The organism is Desulfobacter sp., from assembly GCA_028768545.1.
Taxonomy (GTDB): domain Bacteria; phylum Desulfobacterota; class Desulfobacteria; order Desulfobacterales; family Desulfobacteraceae; genus Desulfobacter.
In genome coordinates this window covers 1,739,938-1,758,734 of record CP054838.1, presented here as the reverse complement: position 1 = coordinate 1,758,734, position 18,797 = coordinate 1,739,938, and the positions used below count along the sequence as shown (strand labels likewise).

18 protein-coding genes are annotated in these 18,797 nt (G+C 50.2%); 14 read left to right on the top strand and 4 right to left on the bottom strand.

Annotated elements, in window-relative coordinates:
• Window positions 1-60: 60 nt before the first annotated feature.
• Genes HUN05_08475 through HUN05_08460 form a run of 4 tightly spaced genes read left to right on the top strand, consistent with a single transcriptional unit; the run spans window position 61 to window position 4,842 of the window.
• The gene (locus HUN05_08475) at window positions 61-1,590 is read left to right on the top strand and encodes an ABC transporter ATP-binding protein (GenBank protein ID WDP85166.1); all 1,530 of its coding nucleotides are present in this window, start codon (window positions 61-63) and stop codon (window positions 1,588-1,590) included.
• Entirely contained in the window at window positions 1,580-2,626 is a 1,047-nt protein-coding gene (locus HUN05_08470; GenBank protein WDP85165.1) for an ABC transporter permease, read from the top strand. The genes HUN05_08475 and HUN05_08470 overlap by 11 nt, the downstream gene beginning before the upstream one ends.
• Window position 2,627: 1 nt before the next feature.
• A complete protein-coding gene (locus HUN05_08465) occupies window positions 2,628-3,569 on the top strand; it encodes an ABC transporter permease (protein WDP85164.1) in 942 nt (313 codons plus the stop codon).
• Between the two features lies 1 nt (window position 3,570).
• Window positions 3,571-4,842: an amidohydrolase family protein gene (locus HUN05_08460; GenBank protein WDP85163.1), complete on the top strand. Its 1,272-nt coding sequence runs from the start codon at window positions 3,571-3,573 to the stop codon at window positions 4,840-4,842.
• 62 nt (window positions 4,843-4,904) lie between these two features.
• Here HUN05_08460 and HUN05_08455 read toward each other — a convergent pair whose 3' ends face one another.
• Window positions 4,905-6,371 (bottom strand): SDR family oxidoreductase, encoded by a 1,467-nt coding sequence (locus HUN05_08455; GenBank protein ID WDP87984.1) that lies wholly within the window; start codon window positions 6,369-6,371, stop codon window positions 4,905-4,907.
• A gap of 282 nt (window positions 6,372-6,653) precedes the next feature.
• The gene (locus HUN05_08450) at window positions 6,654-8,144 is read right to left on the bottom strand and encodes a methyl-accepting chemotaxis protein (protein WDP85162.1); all 1,491 of its coding nucleotides are present in this window, start codon (window positions 8,142-8,144) and stop codon (window positions 6,654-6,656) included.
• 314 nt (window positions 8,145-8,458) lie between these two features.
• Between HUN05_08450 and HUN05_08445 the strand changes: the two genes are divergently transcribed.
• From HUN05_08445 to HUN05_08430, 4 genes are all read left to right on the top strand, one after another.
• A complete protein-coding gene (locus HUN05_08445) occupies window positions 8,459-8,989 on the top strand; it encodes a PadR family transcriptional regulator (GenBank protein ID WDP85161.1) in 531 nt (176 codons plus the stop codon).
• Between the two features lie 58 nt (window positions 8,990-9,047).
• The gene (locus tag HUN05_08440; protein WDP87983.1) at window positions 9,048-9,986 is read left to right on the top strand and encodes an NAD-dependent epimerase/dehydratase family protein; all 939 of its coding nucleotides are present in this window, start codon (window positions 9,048-9,050) and stop codon (window positions 9,984-9,986) included.
• A gap of 67 nt (window positions 9,987-10,053) precedes the next feature.
• A complete protein-coding gene (locus HUN05_08435; protein ID WDP85160.1) occupies window positions 10,054-10,449 on the top strand; it encodes an SDR family NAD(P)-dependent oxidoreductase in 396 nt (131 codons plus the stop codon).
• A gap of 180 nt (window positions 10,450-10,629) precedes the next feature.
• Complete coding sequence (locus HUN05_08430) at window positions 10,630-11,067, top strand: hypothetical protein (GenBank protein ID WDP85159.1); 438 nt, start codon at window positions 10,630-10,632, stop codon at window positions 11,065-11,067.
• Window positions 11,068-11,172: 105 nt separating this feature from the next.
• Here the strand turns inward: HUN05_08430 and HUN05_08425 are convergent, their stop codons facing one another.
• Window positions 11,173-12,384, bottom strand: a complete 1,212-nt coding sequence (locus HUN05_08425; GenBank protein WDP85158.1) for an IS256 family transposase — start codon at window positions 12,382-12,384, stop codon at window positions 11,173-11,175.
• Window positions 12,385-12,454: 70 nt separating this feature from the next.
• Here HUN05_08425 and HUN05_08420 point away from each other — a divergent pair, with 70 nt between their 5' ends.
• From HUN05_08420 to HUN05_08400, 5 genes are all read left to right on the top strand, one after another.
• Window positions 12,455-13,063, top strand: a complete 609-nt coding sequence (locus HUN05_08420; protein ID WDP87982.1) for a hypothetical protein — start codon at window positions 12,455-12,457, stop codon at window positions 13,061-13,063.
• A 6-nt stretch (window positions 13,064-13,069) separates the two neighbouring features.
• Entirely contained in the window at window positions 13,070-13,960 is an 891-nt protein-coding gene (locus tag HUN05_08415; GenBank protein WDP85157.1) for a hypothetical protein, read from the top strand.
• 73 nt (window positions 13,961-14,033) lie between these two features.
• Window positions 14,034-14,216: a hypothetical protein gene (locus HUN05_08410; protein WDP85156.1), complete on the top strand. Its 183-nt coding sequence runs from the start codon at window positions 14,034-14,036 to the stop codon at window positions 14,214-14,216.
• Window positions 14,217-14,272: 56 nt separating this feature from the next.
• Window positions 14,273-15,433, top strand: a complete 1,161-nt coding sequence (locus HUN05_08405; GenBank protein WDP85155.1) for a hypothetical protein — start codon at window positions 14,273-14,275, stop codon at window positions 15,431-15,433.
• Between the two features lie 14 nt (window positions 15,434-15,447).
• On the top strand, window positions 15,448-15,627 hold the full coding sequence (locus HUN05_08400; GenBank protein WDP85154.1) for a hypothetical protein: 180 nt from the start codon (window positions 15,448-15,450) through the stop codon (window positions 15,625-15,627).
• Between the two features lie 86 nt (window positions 15,628-15,713).
• Here the strand turns inward: HUN05_08400 and HUN05_08395 are convergent, their stop codons facing one another.
• Complete coding sequence (locus tag HUN05_08395; protein ID WDP85153.1) at window positions 15,714-16,649, bottom strand: PHP domain-containing protein; 936 nt, start codon at window positions 16,647-16,649, stop codon at window positions 15,714-15,716.
• A 198-nt stretch (window positions 16,650-16,847) separates the two neighbouring features.
• Here HUN05_08395 and HUN05_08390 point away from each other — a divergent pair, with 198 nt between their 5' ends.
• Window positions 16,848-18,788 (top strand): phosphoenolpyruvate carboxykinase (GTP), encoded by a 1,941-nt coding sequence (locus HUN05_08390; protein ID WDP85152.1) that lies wholly within the window; start codon window positions 16,848-16,850, stop codon window positions 18,786-18,788.
• Window positions 18,789-18,797 lie beyond the last annotated feature (9 nt).

Genomic DNA, 18,797 nt, shown 5'->3' with positions numbered 1-18,797 from the left:
AGACAGGTTCCGGCCCGGACAAAAGGATCGGAGCCTGTTTTTACAGGCCAGATAAATTCCATGTCAGACCCTGTACTTAAATTATCCGGTATCACCAAGCGATTCGGCCAGGTCCTGGCCAATGACGATGTTTCCTTTGACCTGAACCCTGGAGAAATCATCGCTCTTCTCGGGGAAAACGGGGCCGGGAAAACCACCCTCATGTCCATTTTATTCGGCCATTACCTGGCCGATGAGGGCACAATTGAGATCAACGGCAGGCCCCTGGCCCAAGGCTCGCCCAAAGCTGCGCTCAATGCCGGGGTCGGCATGGTCCATCAACACTTTACCCTGGCCGGCAACATGAGTGTACTGGACAATATTATCCTGGGCACAGAACCTGTCTGGACGCTGAAAAGCCATCGGAAAAACGCCCGAAAAAAACTCACCCGCCTGATGGACCGATTCGGTCTTGTCATTGACCCGGATGCCCGGGTTAAACATTTAAGTGTGGGAGAACAGCAGCGGGTGGAAATTTTAAAGGTGCTCTTCCGGGATGCGAAGATCCTGATCCTGGACGAACCCACGGCCGTGCTCACCCCCCAGGAGTCAGACCACCTCTTTGTCACCCTGAATCAGATGGTCAACCAGGGCATGAGCATTATTTTCATCACCCATAAGATGCGGGAAGTCATGCAGGTCAGCCGGCGCTGCATTGTGCTGCGCCAGGGCAAAATCGTGTTCCAGGCAGATACCTGCCATACCAGTCCTGAACAGCTGGCCCGGGCCATGGTGGGAGAAGAGATCCAAAGGCCGGCACGCCAACGCCTGATTCCGGGCAATGAGGCCCTTTCCCTGGACGAAATCTTTCTCAAACCCCGGGGGGAAACCATCGGGCTGAAAAATCTCAGTCTCAGCCTTAAGGCCTGTGAAATCCTGGGCATTGCCGGGGTGTCGGGCAACGGCCAGTCACAGCTGGCTGATCTTATTTCAGGCCTGGAAACACCGGACAAGGGAAAAATCTATATTCATTCCAAACCCGTTGAACACCCCAGCCCCAGAACCATGGTCAAATCAGGATTAGGCCGGGTACCGGATGACCGGACCGGAACAGGGCTCATCGCCGAAATGAGTGTCATGGAAAACATGACAAGCCAGACTTACAGGGACAATGCCTATTCCCGGGGGGGAATGCTCAGGTTCAAGGCCATGGCAGAACATACCCGAAAACAGATCAAAAAATTCAATGTCCGCTGTCCCCACATTCACACCCCGGTGCGCAACCTGTCCGGAGGCAATATGCAGAAACTGATTCTGGCCAGGGAATTTTCCAGCAATCCCAGAATCATCCTGGCCAACCAGCCGACCTGGGGGCTGGATGTGGGAGCAACCGCCTATGTCCATTCCCAGCTCATGGCCGCGGCCCAGAAAGGGGCGGCAATTATCATCATTTCCGAGGATCTGGACGAACTTTTCCTGGTGGCCGACCGAATCCAGGTCATGGCCCAGGGCAGACTCTCGTCCTCCATGGATGTGGATGAGGTGGACCGGAACGAACTGGGACTGATCATGGCAGGCCAACAAACAAGAGGAGAAAAGAATGCGGATTGAACCCAGGGAAACCCAGTCCATCCCAGGTCTTATTGCTGCCCTGATCCTGGCCATCGGCGCTGCCATGGCGGTCTGTTCGGTTCTCATCCTCTGGGGCGGCGCCTCTCCGGTGAACGGATGGATTTTAATGGTTCAAGGGGCCATGGGATCCAAATTTGCCATCACTGAAATCCTGACCCGGGCCACCCCCTTAATTTTCACAGGACTTGCCGCAGCCGTGGCCTTCAGGGCCAAACTCTGGAATATCGGCGGTGAAGGCCAATTTTATATCGGGGCCTGCATGGCCGTACTCTTAGGCACAAAAGGGGCCTGGCCCGCCTGGGTAATGATCCCCTATTTATTTACGGCAGGTGCCCTAGCAGGGGGATTGTTTCTCTTGATCCCCACCCTGCTCAAAACCCATCTCAAGGTGGATGAGGTGGTCACCACCCTGCTGTTAAACTTTGTGGTCCTGCTCTTTGTCAACTGGCTGGTCTTTGGGCCCTGGAAAGACCCCATGTCCATGGGATGGCCCCAGTCCGAGCCAGTGATCGATTCAGCCCTTCTCCCTGTGATCCTTTCAAAGACACGGCTCCATTTGGGATTTGTTCTGGCCGTGGCCACGGCTGTTCTCGTCTGGCTCTTTATGGAACGGACCGTATGGGGATTTGAAATCCGGGCCGCAGGGGCCAACCTTAAGGCCTCCCGGTTTGCCGGCATGCCCGTGACCAGCGCCATTGTCCGTACCGCCATGATTTCAGGCGGGCTTGCCGCCATGGCAGGGGTAAGCGAACTTTTAGGGGTCAAAGGATATCTGACCACAGATCTTTCTGCCGGGTTCGGATATTCCGGCATTGTGGTGGCCATGCTGGCGGCCCTGCACCCCTTGGGGGTTGTGGCCAGCGCCCTGTTTGTGGCTGCCATATATATCGGGGCGGATTCCATGAGCCGGGCCATCAATATTTCCAACTATATTGCAGACGTTACCACGGCAGTCTCCCTTTTGGCCGTGCTTGTGGCGCTTTTCTTTACCAAATACAGAATCAGGAGGAGATAAAATGGACATTGTAAATTTTTTCCTTGAAACCGGATTCTGGGTGGCCATGGTCAGAATGGCCACCCCTTTGATCTTCGGCACCTTGGGAGAGCTAATCTGCGAACGGGCAGGGGTTCTCAATCTCGGCATTGAAGGCATTATGGCCGCCGGATGCATGGGGGGATGGATGTGGGTATTTTTAGGAGGCAGCCTCTGGGGAGGCATTGGGTTTGCCGCCTGTGTGGGCATGACCCTGGGCCTTTTACACTCTGTTTTTTCCGTTTACCTCGGGCTTAGCCAGCATGTCACAGGCCTTGGCATTACCATGCTGGGCTCCAGCCTGTCGGCCTTTGTATTCCGCATGCTTTTACCCAAGGCCACCACCCCGCCTAAAATCGTCCCGTTTCAATCTCTGGATATCCCGTTTTTAAGCGGATTTCCCTTTTTAGGTGAGGTCCTCTTTTCCCAGACCGCGCTGACCCTGCTGGCATTGGCAGCCGTGGTCGGGGTGGCCTATGTTCTGTACAAAACCCCCCTGGGGCTTGCCATCTGCATGGTCGGGGAAAACCCCATGGCTGTTGAGGCCCAGGGTCTGAGTGTCTTTGGGCTGAGAACCCTTGCCGTATGTGCAGGCTCTGCCATGATGGCCGTGGGCGGGGCTTTTTTAACCCTGTCTGCCTTTGATGCCTATTATATCGGCATGGTCAACGGCAGGGGATGGATCTGCATTGCCCTGGTGGTATTTTCCTCATGGAAGCCCTACAAAGCCCTTTGGGGATGCCTTTTGTTTGCCGCCTTTGATGCGCTTCAGATGCGGGTGCAGCAGCAGGCCGGCATGGCCATTCCCTACCAGTTTTACCTGATGCTTCCCTATATCTTTTCCATTGTTGCCCTGATTGTCATGTCCAGAAAGGCGGCCTATCCCAAGGCCCTGCTCATCCCCTTTAGAAAAGGAGAACGATGATATGCTGGATTTAAAAATAAAAAATGCTCGCATACACGGGCACAAAGACCTGATGCAGATCGGGTGCAGCCAAGGCAAAATCACGGAACTTTGTCTTCATATTCAAGGAGAAGCCTTAGAAACCATTGATGCCAGAGGATACCTGGTAAGCCCCCCCTTTGTGGACAGCCATGTCCACCTGGATACCAGCCTGACCATGGGAAAACCCAGGTTCAACCTCAGCGGCACCCTGCTGGAAGGCATTCAGATCTGGTCAGAACTCAAACCTGACCTCACCTTTGAAGAGATCAAGGCCCGGGCAAAAAAACTGCTCTTCTGGTCCATTGCCAAGGGCAACCTTGCCGTCCGCAGCCATGTGGACACCTCGGATCCTTCGCTCATGGCGGTAGAAGCCCTTGTTGAACTGAAAAAAGAAATGGCCCCCCTGGTGGATCTCCAGCTGGTGGCCTTTCCCCAAAACGGGGTGATGAGACACAAAGAGGGGATGAACAATTTGGTCAGGGCTTTGGACAAAGGCCTGGATCTCGTCGGGGGGATCCCCCATTTTGAACCGACCATGGCGCTTGGCCGAAAATCCGTCCGGCTATTGTGCGAACTGGCAGAACAAAGGAGAATGATGGTGGATATGCATTGTGACGAATCAGACGATCCTCTCTCCCGCCACATTGAAGATCTGGCCTTTGAAACCATTCGTCTGGGCATGGAAGGCCGGGTGGCAGGCTCCCATCTCACCTCCATGCATTCCATGGACAACTATTATGTGACCAAGCTGTTGCCCCTCATGGCCCAGGCTAAGATTTCCTGCATCTGCAACCCCCTGGTCAACATGAACCTCCAGGGCCGCCAGGACACCTACCCCAAACGAAGGGGACTTGCCCGGGTGCCAGAACTCATGGCCAATAAAATCAACGTCTCCCTGGGACATGATGATGTCATGGATCACTGGTATCCCATGGGGACCCACGATATGCTGGATGCCGCCCACATGGGGGCCCATGCCCTTCACATGACCGGAATTGGCCAGCAGGAATCGTTGTTTGACGCCGTAACCTTGAACGGGGCCCGAACCTTGAACCTTGAGGGATACGGGATGAAAAAAGGCTGTAATGCAGACATGATCATCCTCCAGGCCAGATCCAAGCTTGAGGCCATCCGGCTGAGACCTGTCAGACTTTTTGTTATCCGCAAGGGAAAAATCATCAGTCAAACAACAGAATCCTTTGCCCGGGTGGAGTCAGGCCAGGGACAAGTCAAAATTGACTTTTGCCCTTAAAAGGCCCCTGTCCTTTTTTCTCAAACCCGGCAGTTTAAAAAAACGGCTGAATTAACCAGGACCTACCAGTCAATGGGAAAATAATCCTTTAAAAATTTACCGCACCAATGCTCGCCTGTGCGAATGCCGTGGAAAAAAGGATCACAGACCCTGGCCGCCCCGTCCACAATATCTAAGGGGGGCTGAAAATCATGAATTTTTCTTTTTTGATCGGCAAGCACCGCCGGGTCCTCATCCGTGACCCAGCCCGTGTCCACGGCATTCATGTAAATCCCGTATTTGGCAAGGTCGCTGGCCGAGGTATGGGTCAGCATGTTCAAGGCGGCCTTGGCCATATTGGTATGGGGATGGCGGCTGCCTTTCTTGAACCTCAGAAACTTGCCCTCCATGGCTGAAACATTGACAATATGCTTTTGCCCGGTCATCTCTTTTTTCATCAACTCGGCCATGCGGTTGCACAGGACAAAGGGCGCCACGGCATTGACCAGCTGAATCTCCAGCATTTCAGCGGTCTGGATCTCTCCTAATCTCAGGCGCCAGGAGTTGGTCTTGCGAAGATCCACCTGCTGAAGATCGGCATCCAGTTTTGCCGTGGGAAATACTTGGGGCAAATCCAGAGAGTGATCATAGGCATAGGGGATCTGGGAAAGCATGGCCGAACTGCTCAGCCCGATCCCGGGGGTCCTGCCGTCCCAGGTCACGGGCAGCGCCTTTTGACCTGTACCCGGTCCCAGGTCTGAAATGCACGAGGCGTAATGGTCTAAAAGCCCCCTGGCCTTTGCGGGCAGCTGCCCGGTCTTCTTCCCCTCATTTTCCATGAGGTAGGCATAAAATCCAGGGGGACGTCTGACGGTCTGGGCCGCATTGTTGATCAGGATATCCATCTGCCCGTAGGTCTGTTCTATATAATCGCAAAACAGCTCCACACTGGGGGTATGGCGAAGATCAAGCCCGTAGATCTGGAGCCTGTGGCCCCAGTCACCGAAATCCGGTTCCCGGGCAAACCTCAGGGCAGAATCCTTGGGAAACCGGGTGGAGGCGATCACCCGGGCGCCTGCTTTGAGCATCATCAAGGTGGCCTGGTAGCCGATCTTGAGCCTGGATCCTGTGATCAGGGCCACCTGCCCCTTTAAAGACGCGGTCTGGAACCGTTTCTGATAGTTGAACTCAGCACATTCCGGGCACATGGTGTCGTAAAAATGATGAAGGGTTTTAAACTCTGCCTTGCACACGTAGCAATTGCGCGGTGTTTCAAGTTTTTGATTTTCACCGGGGCTTGCCTGGCCTGAATAGGCAATCTGCCCTGGGGCAGTAAAGACCGTCTTGGTTCTGGCCTTTCTGATTCCGGTTTTTGCCCTTAACCGCCGTTCTTTTTCCACTATGGCCAAGCGTTTTTGCCGCTTTTTTTCCTTATTTCTCTTTTTGATCTCCTGCTTGCTTGGCCTGGATATCCGCCCGGACGCCCGGATCAACGCAATTCGCTGATCCTCAGGCAGAGCTGCCAGAATTTCCGAACACTCTGCAAGCATTTCCAGCAAAGGAATACAGCCTTGGACCGCCTCTAATATTTTTTTCTCGTCTTCCAGATTTTTTTTATCAACAATACCCACGGGTTCTCCCCATTAAAAAAAGAGCAGTCAGCCCTGTTATAAAAGGACGAAATTATTATATATTTTTAACGAATTTGTCAATCAAAGAACCTGCGCCTGCCGGATCAAAACCCAAATTTATACGCCATAGCCCTGTGATGAAACAGCTTGCGGCCAGGCCCCAATATCGCCGGTTATAAAAAAAGACAATGGATTTTGGTATTATGCATATTCAACAGATTTTTGAAAATATTCAAAGACCCGAGAAAGATCTTTGTGTACCGAAGCTGTCATATTGACAAACTGCATCCCAAAATAAAAATCATGGTTTTTCTGATTTTCCCGAAGCACCACAGCCGTCATTTCAAGCTGATCTTTTTCCATATTAAAAATCTCCCGGGGCAGCTGCATCACCACCCGGATATCCCTGTCCCGGTCAAGGGCTTCCCCGCACTTGACCATGAGACCTGTCATGCTCAAATTATCTGTAAACCCTTCAACCACACGGTTGTCTTGGTACATGCTCACCTTAAGATGATTTTTAATCCGGGGCTCCCGCCGCAATTCCCTGTCCGAGCGCTGGGGGGGCTTGGGCGGGTCCAGTTTAAATTGGTCAATCATCTGGTTGAGTTTTTCAGATGTCTCCACAAGATCCCGGGCCACCATGGATGTGGAGGCTGATTTTTGGATACTCACGGCAAAGACCTCTAAAAGGGCATTGAGACGTTCATGCAAAAGCGTAAGCTGGTCCGCCTGATCCTTATTATAGGCTTGGATATGCTCTGCATTTTCAATGGTCCGCTCCACATCTTCCTTTATTAATCCAAATGCCTCTACCGAGGTTTGGAACTGGTCCTGGGAATTTTTAACCTTGGTCACCACCTGTTCCATGGAATCCACGGACTGATCCACCTGGCCGATCACCTGAGAGATCACCTGGCCGATGCCGCCTGTTTCGGTTTCTGTCTGCCCTGCAAGATCGACAATCTCGTTGGCCACAACGGCAAAGCCTTTGCCCGCCTCCCCTGCCCTTGCCGATTCAATCCTGGCATTGAGCCCCAAAAGGTTGGTCTGGTCGGCAATATCCCGGATGGTTCCGGCAATGGACTGAATCCTTCCGATAATATTTTTTAAAGCCACCATCTCCTGGGCTGTCTTGTGGACACTAGTGCCCGTATCTGCCAGGTCATTAATGTTCTGGCTGACAATGGTAAATCCTTCAAGGGCATTTTCCCGGGCCTGGCCCACGGTGACCATCGTCTTGTCCACATGTTCTGCCACCGTCTTTGAAATATTTTGAAGCTGTTCTGTGGCCTGGATCACCTGTTCGCTAGTTTCCCTCTCTTTTGTGTTGGCCTGGGATATCTCAAGGGAAATGGAATCCACATGGCTTGAAGAGAGAACAAGCTGGCGGCTGCTCTGGTCAACCAGGGTCACGGCCTGGGTCATAAGCTGGCTGATATTCTCAAGATCTGAAACAACCCTGCTCAAAACCGGATCTTTTACATCAGCCCCTTGTACGAGCCTCAGATCTCCCTTGGCAATCCTGGCCGAAACCGTGTTTAAATTTTCCATGTCCAAAGCGATCTGATTACCGGCAAAGACCAAAAGCGCCCGAATGATAAGACAGGTCAATACCCAGATGATTAAAAAAACCAGCCAGGAAGAACCGATATTCAGGCTCAAGCCGGCCAGGCAGACCAAGGTAAACATGCAGACCAAAATCCAGAATATAAGGGTGAACTTTTGCTTTATCTCAAGAGCTTGAAACCATTTTACGAGGCCCTAGGCAGAATGATCATGAGCAGACATATTTTATAGCTCCATATTTTTAAATACCGTCTATTTTAATGTGCGGGCAATCATACTTGCCATTTCATCCCCATGTCAAGTGGGGGTGATTGCAAAATCAAGTTATCATTATCCGAAAATTTAATCTTTTTGCTTGACCTACCAGATTTCCTGCAATATATACTTTCTATATATTAAAATTATACATAGCCTAAGACGTCATCGGAGAAGATACCATGTCATTAAAATATTCCATTCTCGGCCTGCTGCACTACGAGGATATGCACGGATACCGCATCAAAGAACATATTGAACAAAATTTCGGCCATATGTGGTCCGTGAACTTCGGGCAGATCTACCCCAATTTAAAAAAACTGGAACAAGAAGGGCTGGTCTCCATGGGCAAGGCCGTACAGAACGGGCAAAAAGGACCGCCTAAAAAATTGTACACCCTGACCCGGGCGGGAAAAGAGGCCTTTCAAGAATGGCTTGCAGCCTCCCCTGAAAAAAGCATGCTGCTTCGGGACCCTTTTTTGATGCGGTTTGTCTTTTTGGGGTTTGGCAACTCAAAAAGAGCGCTGGAACTTATTGACGAGCAGATTCTCTCCTATGAAAAACAGCTGGAGTCCCGCAGGCAAAACCAGAAAAAATGGCAGTCAAAAGATATCTATGTCACTCAGGTGGCTGAACTGGGCATTGAGATGAATCTCATGTTTCTGGGCTGGCTCAAATCAACCCGGAAAAAAATCAGCGAACAAAAGCGATGAAAGGCAAAAAAAAAGGACAGATTCGGGGATCTCCCTTGTGACCGGGGCTGCAGGCTTTATGGGCAGCCATGTGGTGGAATATCTGGTAAGCCGGGGCGTCCGGGTCAGGGCAACGGCCCGGCCCAGAAAAGACCTTTCCTTTTTTGAAAATTTAGGCGTGGAATATATGGCAGCAGATCTTTCAGATCCTGCCACTCTTGAGCCTTTGTTTGACGGAAAGGTTGACCGCGTCTTTCACCTGGGTGCCATCTGCAATTTTTCAACCCCTTATAAGCAACTGGCCCCGGTCAACGTACAGGGAGTGGAAGCCATTACCGGTCTGGCCCTGAAAAAGGGGGTCAAACAATTTATCCATGTGACCTCAACCTCGGTTTACGGGTATTATACCGGCATCCCCTTTTTGGAAACCCATGAACGGCACCCTGAAAACGATTACGGAAAAAGCAAGCGGGACGGGGAGAATGTGATTTTCAAACGGATGGAACAAGGTCTTTTTGCCATCATCGTAAGACCCTACACCGTATATGGGCCCAGGTGCACGGACGGGGCCGGCAAGGCATTTTCCAGGGCCACGTCCATATCGGCCATCCCGGGCACAGGCCAACAGGTGCTGGCCAACGTAAGGGCAGAAGATGTGGCTGCGGCCCTTTATTTTCTGTCTGAAAAAAAAGAGAGTTCAGGCCAGGTGTTCAACATCTGCGATGATTCCAGCCCCACCCTGGGAAGGGCCCTGACCCTGGCCGCGCAGACATTTGGATCATCTCCTCCGAAACTCAGGCTCCCCCTTTGGCTGGTGCGGGCAGCGGCCCGGGCAGACGGGATCATCTCAGGATTCAAAAATCAAATTCCCGAGCTTGAATATGAGGCCGTCAAATACCTGGACCGGGATTACCGGGTCAACAATACTAAATTAAAAGAGACCGGGTTCAAGCTGACCTACCCGGATTTTGAAGCATCCATGACAGAACTGGGGGAGGCGTACAAAAAGCATAATTGATCTGCAAACATAAGGTGCATGGGGCGCCGTCCTTTTCGCCCGGCACCGTTATAAAAAGGAGGCACAAATGAATCAGGTTGTCGTCATAACAGGTCTGGCCCAGGGCATGGGCAGGCAGGTGGCAAAAATGCTGGCCCAATCCGGAGATACCATTGCAGGATTTGACATGAACCAGGCAGATCTTGACTCCCTTTCAAAAGAGCTGACCGCCATTGGCGGGGACCACCTCCTTGAACCCATCAACATTCTGGACCGGGATAAAATCCTGGCATTCAGGGACCGGGTCATGGAAAAATACAACCGGGTGGATATCGTGCTCTCCAATATCGGCATTGGATTTTTCGGGCCGTTTGAGGAAACCGATCTTGCCAAGGCAGCCCAGTGCATTGAAATCAATGTTATGGGAACGGCAGCCGTGTTCCAGGCCTTTATCCCGGCCATGCGCGAAAACAAAAAATCTTAAGTTCCACAACCAGGTGGATTTCATGAGCCGTTTTTTCCTGTTTTTAAACATGATACTGCCCAGGTCCGTCAGAAATCATATCCTGCTCAGCCATATGAAAATCAAATAGCAGGGGCGCTCATTTTGGATTAAACTCATTTCACTGCCCGGGCAAAACCCGGGCCAAAAGGCGCAGATCATATGAAAATTTCATCTGTCTTATCGGACACGGCAAGAGTGGCCAGGATCCGCCAGCGGATACTGGATGCCCCCCAGCAAGTCTGTGTGGAGCGGGCAAGGTATATGACCCAGGCCATGGAAACCCATTGGGATGCCCATCCCTTGACCCGGATAAGCCTGGGTCTGGCCAATGTGTTAAACAATATCCAGGTCATTATCCGGGAAGATGAGCTGGTGGTGGGCTGCAGGACCAGCAAACTGAAAGGCGCGCCCCTGTTTCCCGAAAACAAGAGCCGCTGGATTGAAGGGGATGTGGACAATTTTGACAAACGCCAGATCCAGCGGGCCCTGATATCCGAAGCGGAAAAAGAGGAACTGAAAACCAAGATTCTCGGGAATGTTCAGAATTCTGTGTCACGGTTTCGGTTCCCGGATCTGCCTCAGCGCCAGCGGAAGTAAAAGTCAGGTCCGAGAATGGGCCTTCAATCAGCCACGTCGGAGGAGTTGACTTTTGCTGGAGTGGAGTTCCTGGAACCATCTTTTCCATCTGTAAATAAATCCCTATCAAATTCCCAGCTCTTTATCCAGCCGGCCTTCAAAGAAAATTGCCAACTGGGAAATTGTCAGTGACCAATTTTGAATCGGCATTGTCCATTTTTTACTGGCGTTCTGGATCCCCATGTAAAGCAGCTTTAACAGGCTGTCCTGGTTCGGGAATGATCCCTTTGTTTTGGTCAGTTTTCGAAACTGTCGATGCACAGCCTCAATGGTATTTGTGGTGTATATTATCCGTCGAATCTCTTCTGGATATTTAAAGAAATGACTGAGGGGTTCCCAGTTGTTCCGCCAGGATTTTATCACAATCGGGTATTTGTCATTCCATTTATTTTCCAAGATATCCAGTTCTTCTTCGGCCAGATCCTTATTGACCGCTTTATAAACACGTTTTAGATCTGCCATAAATTCCTTTTTATTTTTGGAACCAACGTATTTCAATGAATTTCGGATCTGGTGGACTACGCAGACTTGAACTTCTGTGTCCGGGAATATGGTCTCAATGGCCTCGGGAAAACCTTTTAGACCATCAACACAGGCAATCAGGATATCTTTTACCCCTCGGTTTGAAAGGTCTGTTAACACCTGCAGCCAGAAGTTCGCACCCTCATTCTCGGATATGTACAGCCCAAGAACCTCTTTGCGGCCCTCGATATTCACCCCAAGAATTGTGTAAACGGCTTTGCTGCCGACCTTTCCGTTTTCTCGTACTTTATAATGTATGGCATCAAGCCATACGATTGGGTACACATTTTCCAACGGCCTGGCCTGCCATTCTTTGACGGTATGAATGATTTTATCGGTAATGGTGCTCAGAGTGGCATTTGAAATCTCAAGTCCATAGATTTCCTGTAAATGGGAAGCCATATCATTATAACTCATGCCCAGGCCGTAAAGGGCTATTATCTTTCTTTCAATTTCATCGCTGAGCGTTGTCTGATGTTTTTTGACGATCTGTGGAGAGAAGGTTCCGGCCCTGTCACGCGGGGTTTTTAGCTCAAATTTATCATCCAGGGATTTAATGGTCTTTTTGCTTTTTCCATTACGGCGGTTGGCAGAAACTTCCTGCCCGAGATGGGACTCCAACTCTCCTTCAAGAGCAGCTTCAGCAAGATTTTTGATTAATGATGTAAGGACGCCGCCCTTACCTGTGAAGGGTTTACCTTCCTGGATGCCTTTAAGGGCTTTTTGAAAATCAAATTCGGTGTTTTCTTCGGTCATGTCAGTTCTCCTTATTTAGCTGAGTATATCAGCTTTCATTCAACTGACACAGAATTTTGAACGCCCTTAGATTCTCCCCTTTTGGAAGGGACGATCCGTTGAAGATTGCTTTGAAAAAGATCTTGCCTTGGATGTGGCCGAAGATATGGACAAATATATTTTCACCTTTATGCTGGAGATCACCTACGGCATAGGGCATTTTACCATGGACCACACCCCGGTGCTCTCCCGAGGCCTTGATTGGATCATCCAAAAAACTTGCGCCCGGCTGGACCAACTGGCGCCAGAAGAAAAAAAAGGGGAAAAAGCCCTTTTTTACCAAAGTGTGATCACCTCTTTAAATGCCGTGATCGCCTTTGCCGAACGCTATGCCGAATCCGCCCAAGACCTGGCCCAAAAGGAATCCGATCCGGACAGGAAACAAGAACTTGAACAGATTGCCCGGATCTGTAAAAAAGTGCCCAGATCACCGGCGACAATCTTTCACGAGGCGATCCAGGCGGTCTATTTCATCCACCTTGTCGCCCAGATTGAGACCGGAGGCAACTCCATTTCCCTGGGCCGTATTGACCAGATCCTCTTTCCCTATTACAAGGCAGACATTGCCAGCGGCAGGATCACGAAAAAAAGGGCCCAGCCCCTTGTTTCTCTTTTATTTTTAAAGGTGAATGAAATCTGAAACGTATTGGAAGAAGCCTATATTCCTGGCGGAGAAGGCACCGAAGGCAAGACCACCCAGAATGTGACCGCAGGCGGGGTGGATATCTTTGGAAATGATGCCACCAATGAATTGAGCTATATTGTCCTGGATGCCTATGCCGATATTCGGACGGTCCAGCCCAACTTCGGGGTGCGCCTCAGCCCCAGCACACCGGAACCCTTTTTTGTCAAGGCGGTTCAATACTGCCAGAACGGGGTGCTGCTCCACTTTTTCAATGATGAAACCATTGTCAGAACCCTGGTCAATGCCGGGCACACCATAGAAGATGCCCGGGATTACGGGGTGGTGGGCTGCCTGGAACCCAATGCCCAGGGCAAAAGCTTCGGCTCCACCTTTACCGTCCAGTTCAACGCGGTCAAATGCCTGGAATTTGCCCTGAGCAACGGGGTGGACAATATCTTTGGATATCTGTCCGGCCGTGAGACCGGGGATCCAGCCGAATTCCAAACCTTTGACCAGGTCTTTGAGGCCTATGACGCCCAGGTCTCCCACTATATCGAACAGATGGTCCGTGGCATTACCTGCCTGGACAAAACCATTGCCCGCATCCTGCCCTCCCCCTTTTGTTCGGCCATGATCCAGGGTCCCCTTGAAAAAGGAAAAGACCTGACACAGGGCGGGGCCGTTTATAACGCCACAGGGGTTCAGTTCATGGGATTCTCCAATACCGCGGACAGCCTCTATGCCGTCAAAAAAGCCGTGTTTGAGCAAGAAAAATTTTCCATGGCCGCCAGGGTAGCGGCCCATCTTTGTGACCGGCTTTCAAATCATGAAAATTTCAGAAAAGGGGCATTCTGGCCCGGTATTTTTTCCGTGGGCTTCCACATGGGCGCATTCCTATTTTCCCGGTTTTAAAAAGGCCTGTCTTTTAGAGCAAAAAGAATGATATCCTCTGTTACGCTGAAATGAACATAAATGGATTGTGCTAATGAAGAAAGCTGAAGATTGTAATACTGTTGATGAAGTCCTTGCATGCCTCAAAAAACTGGAAGAAGATCCAAATCGCTTGGTTCGTAACGCTAACGAATTAGAACAGATGGAGCAGGAAATCCTTGAGTATACAAATCGGATAAGCGCCTTTTTTTTAAAAAAAAGATCCAGGCCTCAGTAGATTCCTCTGAACAGGTCGACCAAGAAAAAGAATTGATGTCCAATTGGCCGGGACGGATGAAAAGCGAAGGGCTTGAGACAGTTTGGATTCAGCTTTGTACAGATAGTTCGGTTGATATTCATGTTCGATACTATCGAAGGTCCTGTGACCGCCGAAAAGGAAAAAGATATAAAGGTGCATACGCTGGCTTAATCCTTCTTGGAATCCATGATCGCTGCTCGCCTGCTTTGGCTTCTATGGTGAGTTCTTGGTCAGCCTTATTAAGTTCTTTTGAAGAAGTCCGTCAAGTGCTTTGTGACCGTGGGATGACGTTGGGTATAAAGGTCATCCGTAAACTGACCTATCGGTACGCAGAGCGGGCTCGAGCCGAACAACAAGCGGGCCGAATCCCATTAAATGATAGAGATTTACTTGAAGGGCGGCGAGTCGTTATCAGCACTGATGGTGGCCGCACTCGGCTCAGAGAGAAGAAAAGGGGACCAAAAACCCAAAAGGATAGAACCCGATTTCGTGGGGCATGGCGAGAACCCAAGCTTTTGATCATTTATGTAGTGGACGCCCATGGAAAACAAGAAAAAAGCTTTTCACCATTTATTGATGGCTGTTTCAATGGACCGGATGGTGTATTCCACTTGTTAAAGGGTTATTTGAACTCCCTTCATATTCAGAACTCAGACAAAATACTGTTTGTTGCAGATGGGGCACATTGGATTTGGAATCGAATCCCCGGACTGCTAAAAGCATTGGGTTTGGCTCCTGAGCGTGTGTATGAACTTCTCGATTTCTACCATGCAGTTGAGCATCTGGGTACAGTAGCAGGCTTAAGGAAGACCTGGTCATCCAAGGAACGCAAACGCTGGGTATCGAAGCAGCGAGGTCTTCTGCTGAAGGGAAAGGCGATTGAGGTGGTACAGGCCGTCCAGAAGCTTTGTAGAGGCAGAAACAGTAAGGCTATCAAGACGGAACGGGATTATTTTGTGCGCAATGAACTGAGGCTTAATTTCTCAACTGTAAAAGCGTTGAACTTACCTATTGGCAGCGGTGCTATTGAAAGTTCGATTCGGAGAGTCGTGAATTTACGTCTTAAAGGTCCATGCATCTTTTGGTATCGGGAGAATGCAGAAAAAATGATTATGCTGCGATCATTTTATAAAGCAGGGCGTTGGAACTGCCTGAAGCAGATGGCAAACATGCACAATCCAGTGCCAGCGGTATAACCGGGAAAATGGGAATGCGCCCCAGGGATTTTTCCATTGCCTATGCCCTGTCCACCCTTATCTGCTATGCCCTGCTGCTGCCGGTGATCAAGCTGCTGCCCGATTCCACGGCCATATTCTGCCTCACCTCAGGGGTCTGTCTTCTCTGCCTTGTCACGGCCGTCATTCACAATAAATTCAGCACGGCTGAATAAAGGATACCGCTAATCATTTAAGAATAATAATTTGACTGCAGAAAAAAACAGCACCCAAAGACAAGGATTAGAGAGGGCCCAAACCTTTAAAGGCCCCCATATTTTTTATCCGCCCTTTCAATGGCCTGTTTCAGCCGCAAAAATTCAGGCTCCGAAATTCCGCAGATCCCAACGGGCCTCTCCTGGGCATCATGGCAGTCAGACCCGCCCGTAACCAAAAGGCGATGTTTGTCTGCCCAGTCTAAAACAAGGGCCATATGGGCTTTGGTATGGCCGGGATAAAAGACCTCAAGGCCCTGGATGCCGGCGGATAAAAGTTCGGGCAGCAGGGTCTGCACAATTTCAACAGGGGGAAGCACCTCTTTGTAATGGCCTTCTCCCGGAAAGGAGCCGGCTGCCGGATGGGCCAGCACTCCCACCACTGGGGCTGATTTTAAAAATTGAGCCACCTGGGCAAGGTCTATTCCCGAAGGCAGGTAGGCAGGACTGGCATTACCGATAATTTGGTTGACTGCGGCCTTGTCTTGGATACCCAGATCCTTTTCCAGGGCCAGGGCAAAATGCCGTCTTGAGGCATTTTTAGAATATTGGGAGATATCTTCAAAGGCCAGATCCCTGAAAAGCGTGGGAATACTACCGTGGGGTCCGAACACCCCATTGATTTTATCAATCCTGGCCCGGACCAGACCATCCCCCCTTCCCTTTTCCAGCAAGCCCTTAAACTCTTTTACAAAGTTTTTATCCCTTAATCTTGACGGTGAAAAATAAGCCAGAACATGGAGGGTGCCGGTAAAAAAATCAAGGTTGAACCGGACAGATATTTCCACCCCGGGCAATACCTTAACCCCGGCGGCATCACCTTGTGACACGGCTTTTTCAAGCCCTTCCAGGGTATCATGATCCGTGATCCCCACAACCTTAATGCCTTTTTGCTTTACCCTTTGAATCAGCTCTTTTGAAGAAAAATCCCCGTCAGAGGCCTGGGTGTGATTGTGCAGATCTGCAAATATTGTTTTTTTCATGAACCCATTTCCTTTTTTACTCGACCTGGTAAGATGTAGGCATCTGTTTTTATACAAATTCCCCGCCCGAAAATAAAAATTTTTTTTTCACTATTTATTAAGATTCCATTTGATTTTTAGTAATTAAATGGTAGAAGAAAACTTTATTGTCAACCCATTTGAGGTTAATTTTCACATATATAATTCTTGGATATAAAAATGGACGTATTAAACAAACTTGGAAGAATTAATTCCCCTGCCCAAGCCCTTGAACTTTTCAAACTGAAACTCGAAGACGACCACCTAGAAAAAATTTCAAAAATCCACCACCCGGATGTCCTGGTGAGAATCGCCAATGCCATTTCAGTGTGCAATCCTAAAAGGGTATATATTAATACCGGTTCGGCCGAAGACAAGGCCTTTATTAAGACCCTGGCCCTTGAAAAAAAAGAAGAGCGGTCTTTGTCCATGGACAACCATACCATCCACTTTGATCTAGCCGATGAACAGGGCAGAATTGTTGACCGCACCTTTTATATTGCCGATCCCCAAGACCATGTTTCCTCCCTGGCCAACCGGATGACAAGGGAAGATGCCCTAAAGGATATTGGATCCACCATGACAGATATCATGGCCGACATGACCATGGTTGTGGGATTTTACAACCGAGGCCCTGTGGGGGCACCGGTTTCCAACCCGGCCCTTGAAATCACCTCTTCGGCCTATGTGGCCCACAGTGCCGAACTTTTGTACAGAAATGCCTTTGATGATTTTAACCAGGAGGTGGAAGACCGGGGTCATTTTTTCACCAATGTCCATTCAGAGGGGCTTAACCGGACCGAAGATCTGCCCAAGGCAAGGGTGTTCATGGACAGAAAATTTCAGACCACCTATGCCTACAACTGCACCTATGCCGGCAATACCCTGCTGTTGAAAAAAGGGAACCACCGTTTTGCCGTGGACAAGGCCGTGTATGCCAACAGGGGCAAAGAATTATCCGAACACATGTTTATCACCGGGATCCACGGCCCCAACGGGCGGACCACCTGGTGTGCAGGGGCGGCCCCCTCAGGATGCGGAAAAACCACAACCGCCATGGCAGGCAATGTATTTGTAGGGGATGACCTGGCCCAGATGTGGATTGCCAGGGACGGAAGCATCCGGTCGGTCAATCCTGAAAACGGCATTTTCGGCATTGTTGAGGATGTCAACCAGGAAGGGGATCCCCTTCTCATGAAAGTATTGCGAAAACCCGGACACGAGGTTATCTGGTCAAATGTATTAATTGACGAAAACAAGGTTCCCCATTGGGTGGGCAACCTCGAACCCCAGCCGGACAAGGGCGTCAACTTCCAAGGAGACTGGTACAAGGGCAAAACCAATGACAAAAACGAGCCCATCCCCATGTCCCATCCCAATTCCAGGTGCACTTTGGCCTCCACCTCACTGGACAACTATTCCCCTGAGGCAGCCAATCCCAAAGGGGTGCTCACCCGCGTGTTTACCTATTCGGGCAGGGATGCTGACACCATGCCCCCGGTATGGGTGGCCAAAACCTCGGATGCGGGCGTGGTCATCGGTGCCTGTATTGTATCGGCTGCCACGGCCACGGAAGTCGGGGTTACCGGTGTCAAACGCGCCCCCTGGGCCAATGCTCCCTTTATCCCGGGTGCCCTGGGAGATTATATGGATGCCCAGTTTAAATTTTTCGGCAACCCCGACATCAGTGACGACAATAAGCCGGTCATGGCCGGGCTCAACTATTTTCTCACGGACCGGGCCAGGGGAGGCGAGACAGACCAGCTTCTCGGAGAGAAAAAAGATGTCAAAGCATGGCTGGCGTGGCTGGAAAGATATGCCCATGGCGAGATGGGCTCCCTTTGTACCCCCATTGGAAATCTGCCGATGTACCCGGATCTAAAACGATTGTTCAGCCAGATCATTGACAAAGAATATCCCAAAGCCCTGTATGACAAACAGTTCTCCATCTATACGGAAAAGATCATCCAGCGCATCGAGCTCCAGGAAGCCGCCTATGCCAAGGAAGTTAATATCCCCGAACAGCTTTTTGATATCCTGGCAGAACAAAAAAAACAGCTCAAAGAACTCGCCCAGAGCCAGGGCACCATTATTTTACCTGATTTTTTTATTTCATCATAAGGATAAATC

Coding starts and splice junctions, on each gene's coding strand:
- HUN05_08455 (WDP87984.1), bottom strand. CDS start 6,371: ATGCTTGCAGAGTGTTCGGAAATTCTGGCAGCTCTGCCTGAGGATCAG.
- HUN05_08470 (WDP85165.1), top strand. CDS start 1,580: ATGCGGATTGAACCCAGGGAAACCCAGTCCATCCCAGGTCTTATTGCT.
- HUN05_08400 (WDP85154.1), top strand. CDS start 15,448: ATGCGCCCCAGGGATTTTTCCATTGCCTATGCCCTGTCCACCCTTATC.
- HUN05_08430 (WDP85159.1), top strand. CDS start 10,630: ATGAAAATTTCATCTGTCTTATCGGACACGGCAAGAGTGGCCAGGATC.
- HUN05_08440 (WDP87983.1), top strand. CDS start 9,048: ATGGGCAGCCATGTGGTGGAATATCTGGTAAGCCGGGGCGTCCGGGTC.
- HUN05_08390 (WDP85152.1), top strand. CDS start 16,848: ATGGACGTATTAAACAAACTTGGAAGAATTAATTCCCCTGCCCAAGCC.
- HUN05_08445 (WDP85161.1), top strand. CDS start 8,459: ATGTCATTAAAATATTCCATTCTCGGCCTGCTGCACTACGAGGATATG.
- HUN05_08405 (WDP85155.1), top strand. CDS start 14,273: ATGAAAAGCGAAGGGCTTGAGACAGTTTGGATTCAGCTTTGTACAGAT.
- HUN05_08475 (WDP85166.1), top strand. CDS start 61: ATGTCAGACCCTGTACTTAAATTATCCGGTATCACCAAGCGATTCGGC.
- HUN05_08435 (WDP85160.1), top strand. CDS start 10,054: ATGAATCAGGTTGTCGTCATAACAGGTCTGGCCCAGGGCATGGGCAGG.
- HUN05_08465 (WDP85164.1), top strand. CDS start 2,628: ATGGACATTGTAAATTTTTTCCTTGAAACCGGATTCTGGGTGGCCATG.
- HUN05_08410 (WDP85156.1), top strand. CDS start 14,034: ATGAAGAAAGCTGAAGATTGTAATACTGTTGATGAAGTCCTTGCATGC.
- HUN05_08425 (WDP85158.1), bottom strand. CDS start 12,384: ATGACCGAAGAAAACACCGAATTTGATTTTCAAAAAGCCCTTAAAGGC.
- HUN05_08460 (WDP85163.1), top strand. CDS start 3,571: ATGCTGGATTTAAAAATAAAAAATGCTCGCATACACGGGCACAAAGAC.
- HUN05_08450 (WDP85162.1), bottom strand. CDS start 8,144: ATGTTTACCTTGGTCTGCCTGGCCGGCTTGAGCCTGAATATCGGTTCT.
- HUN05_08395 (WDP85153.1), bottom strand. CDS start 16,649: ATGAAAAAAACAATATTTGCAGATCTGCACAATCACACCCAGGCCTCT.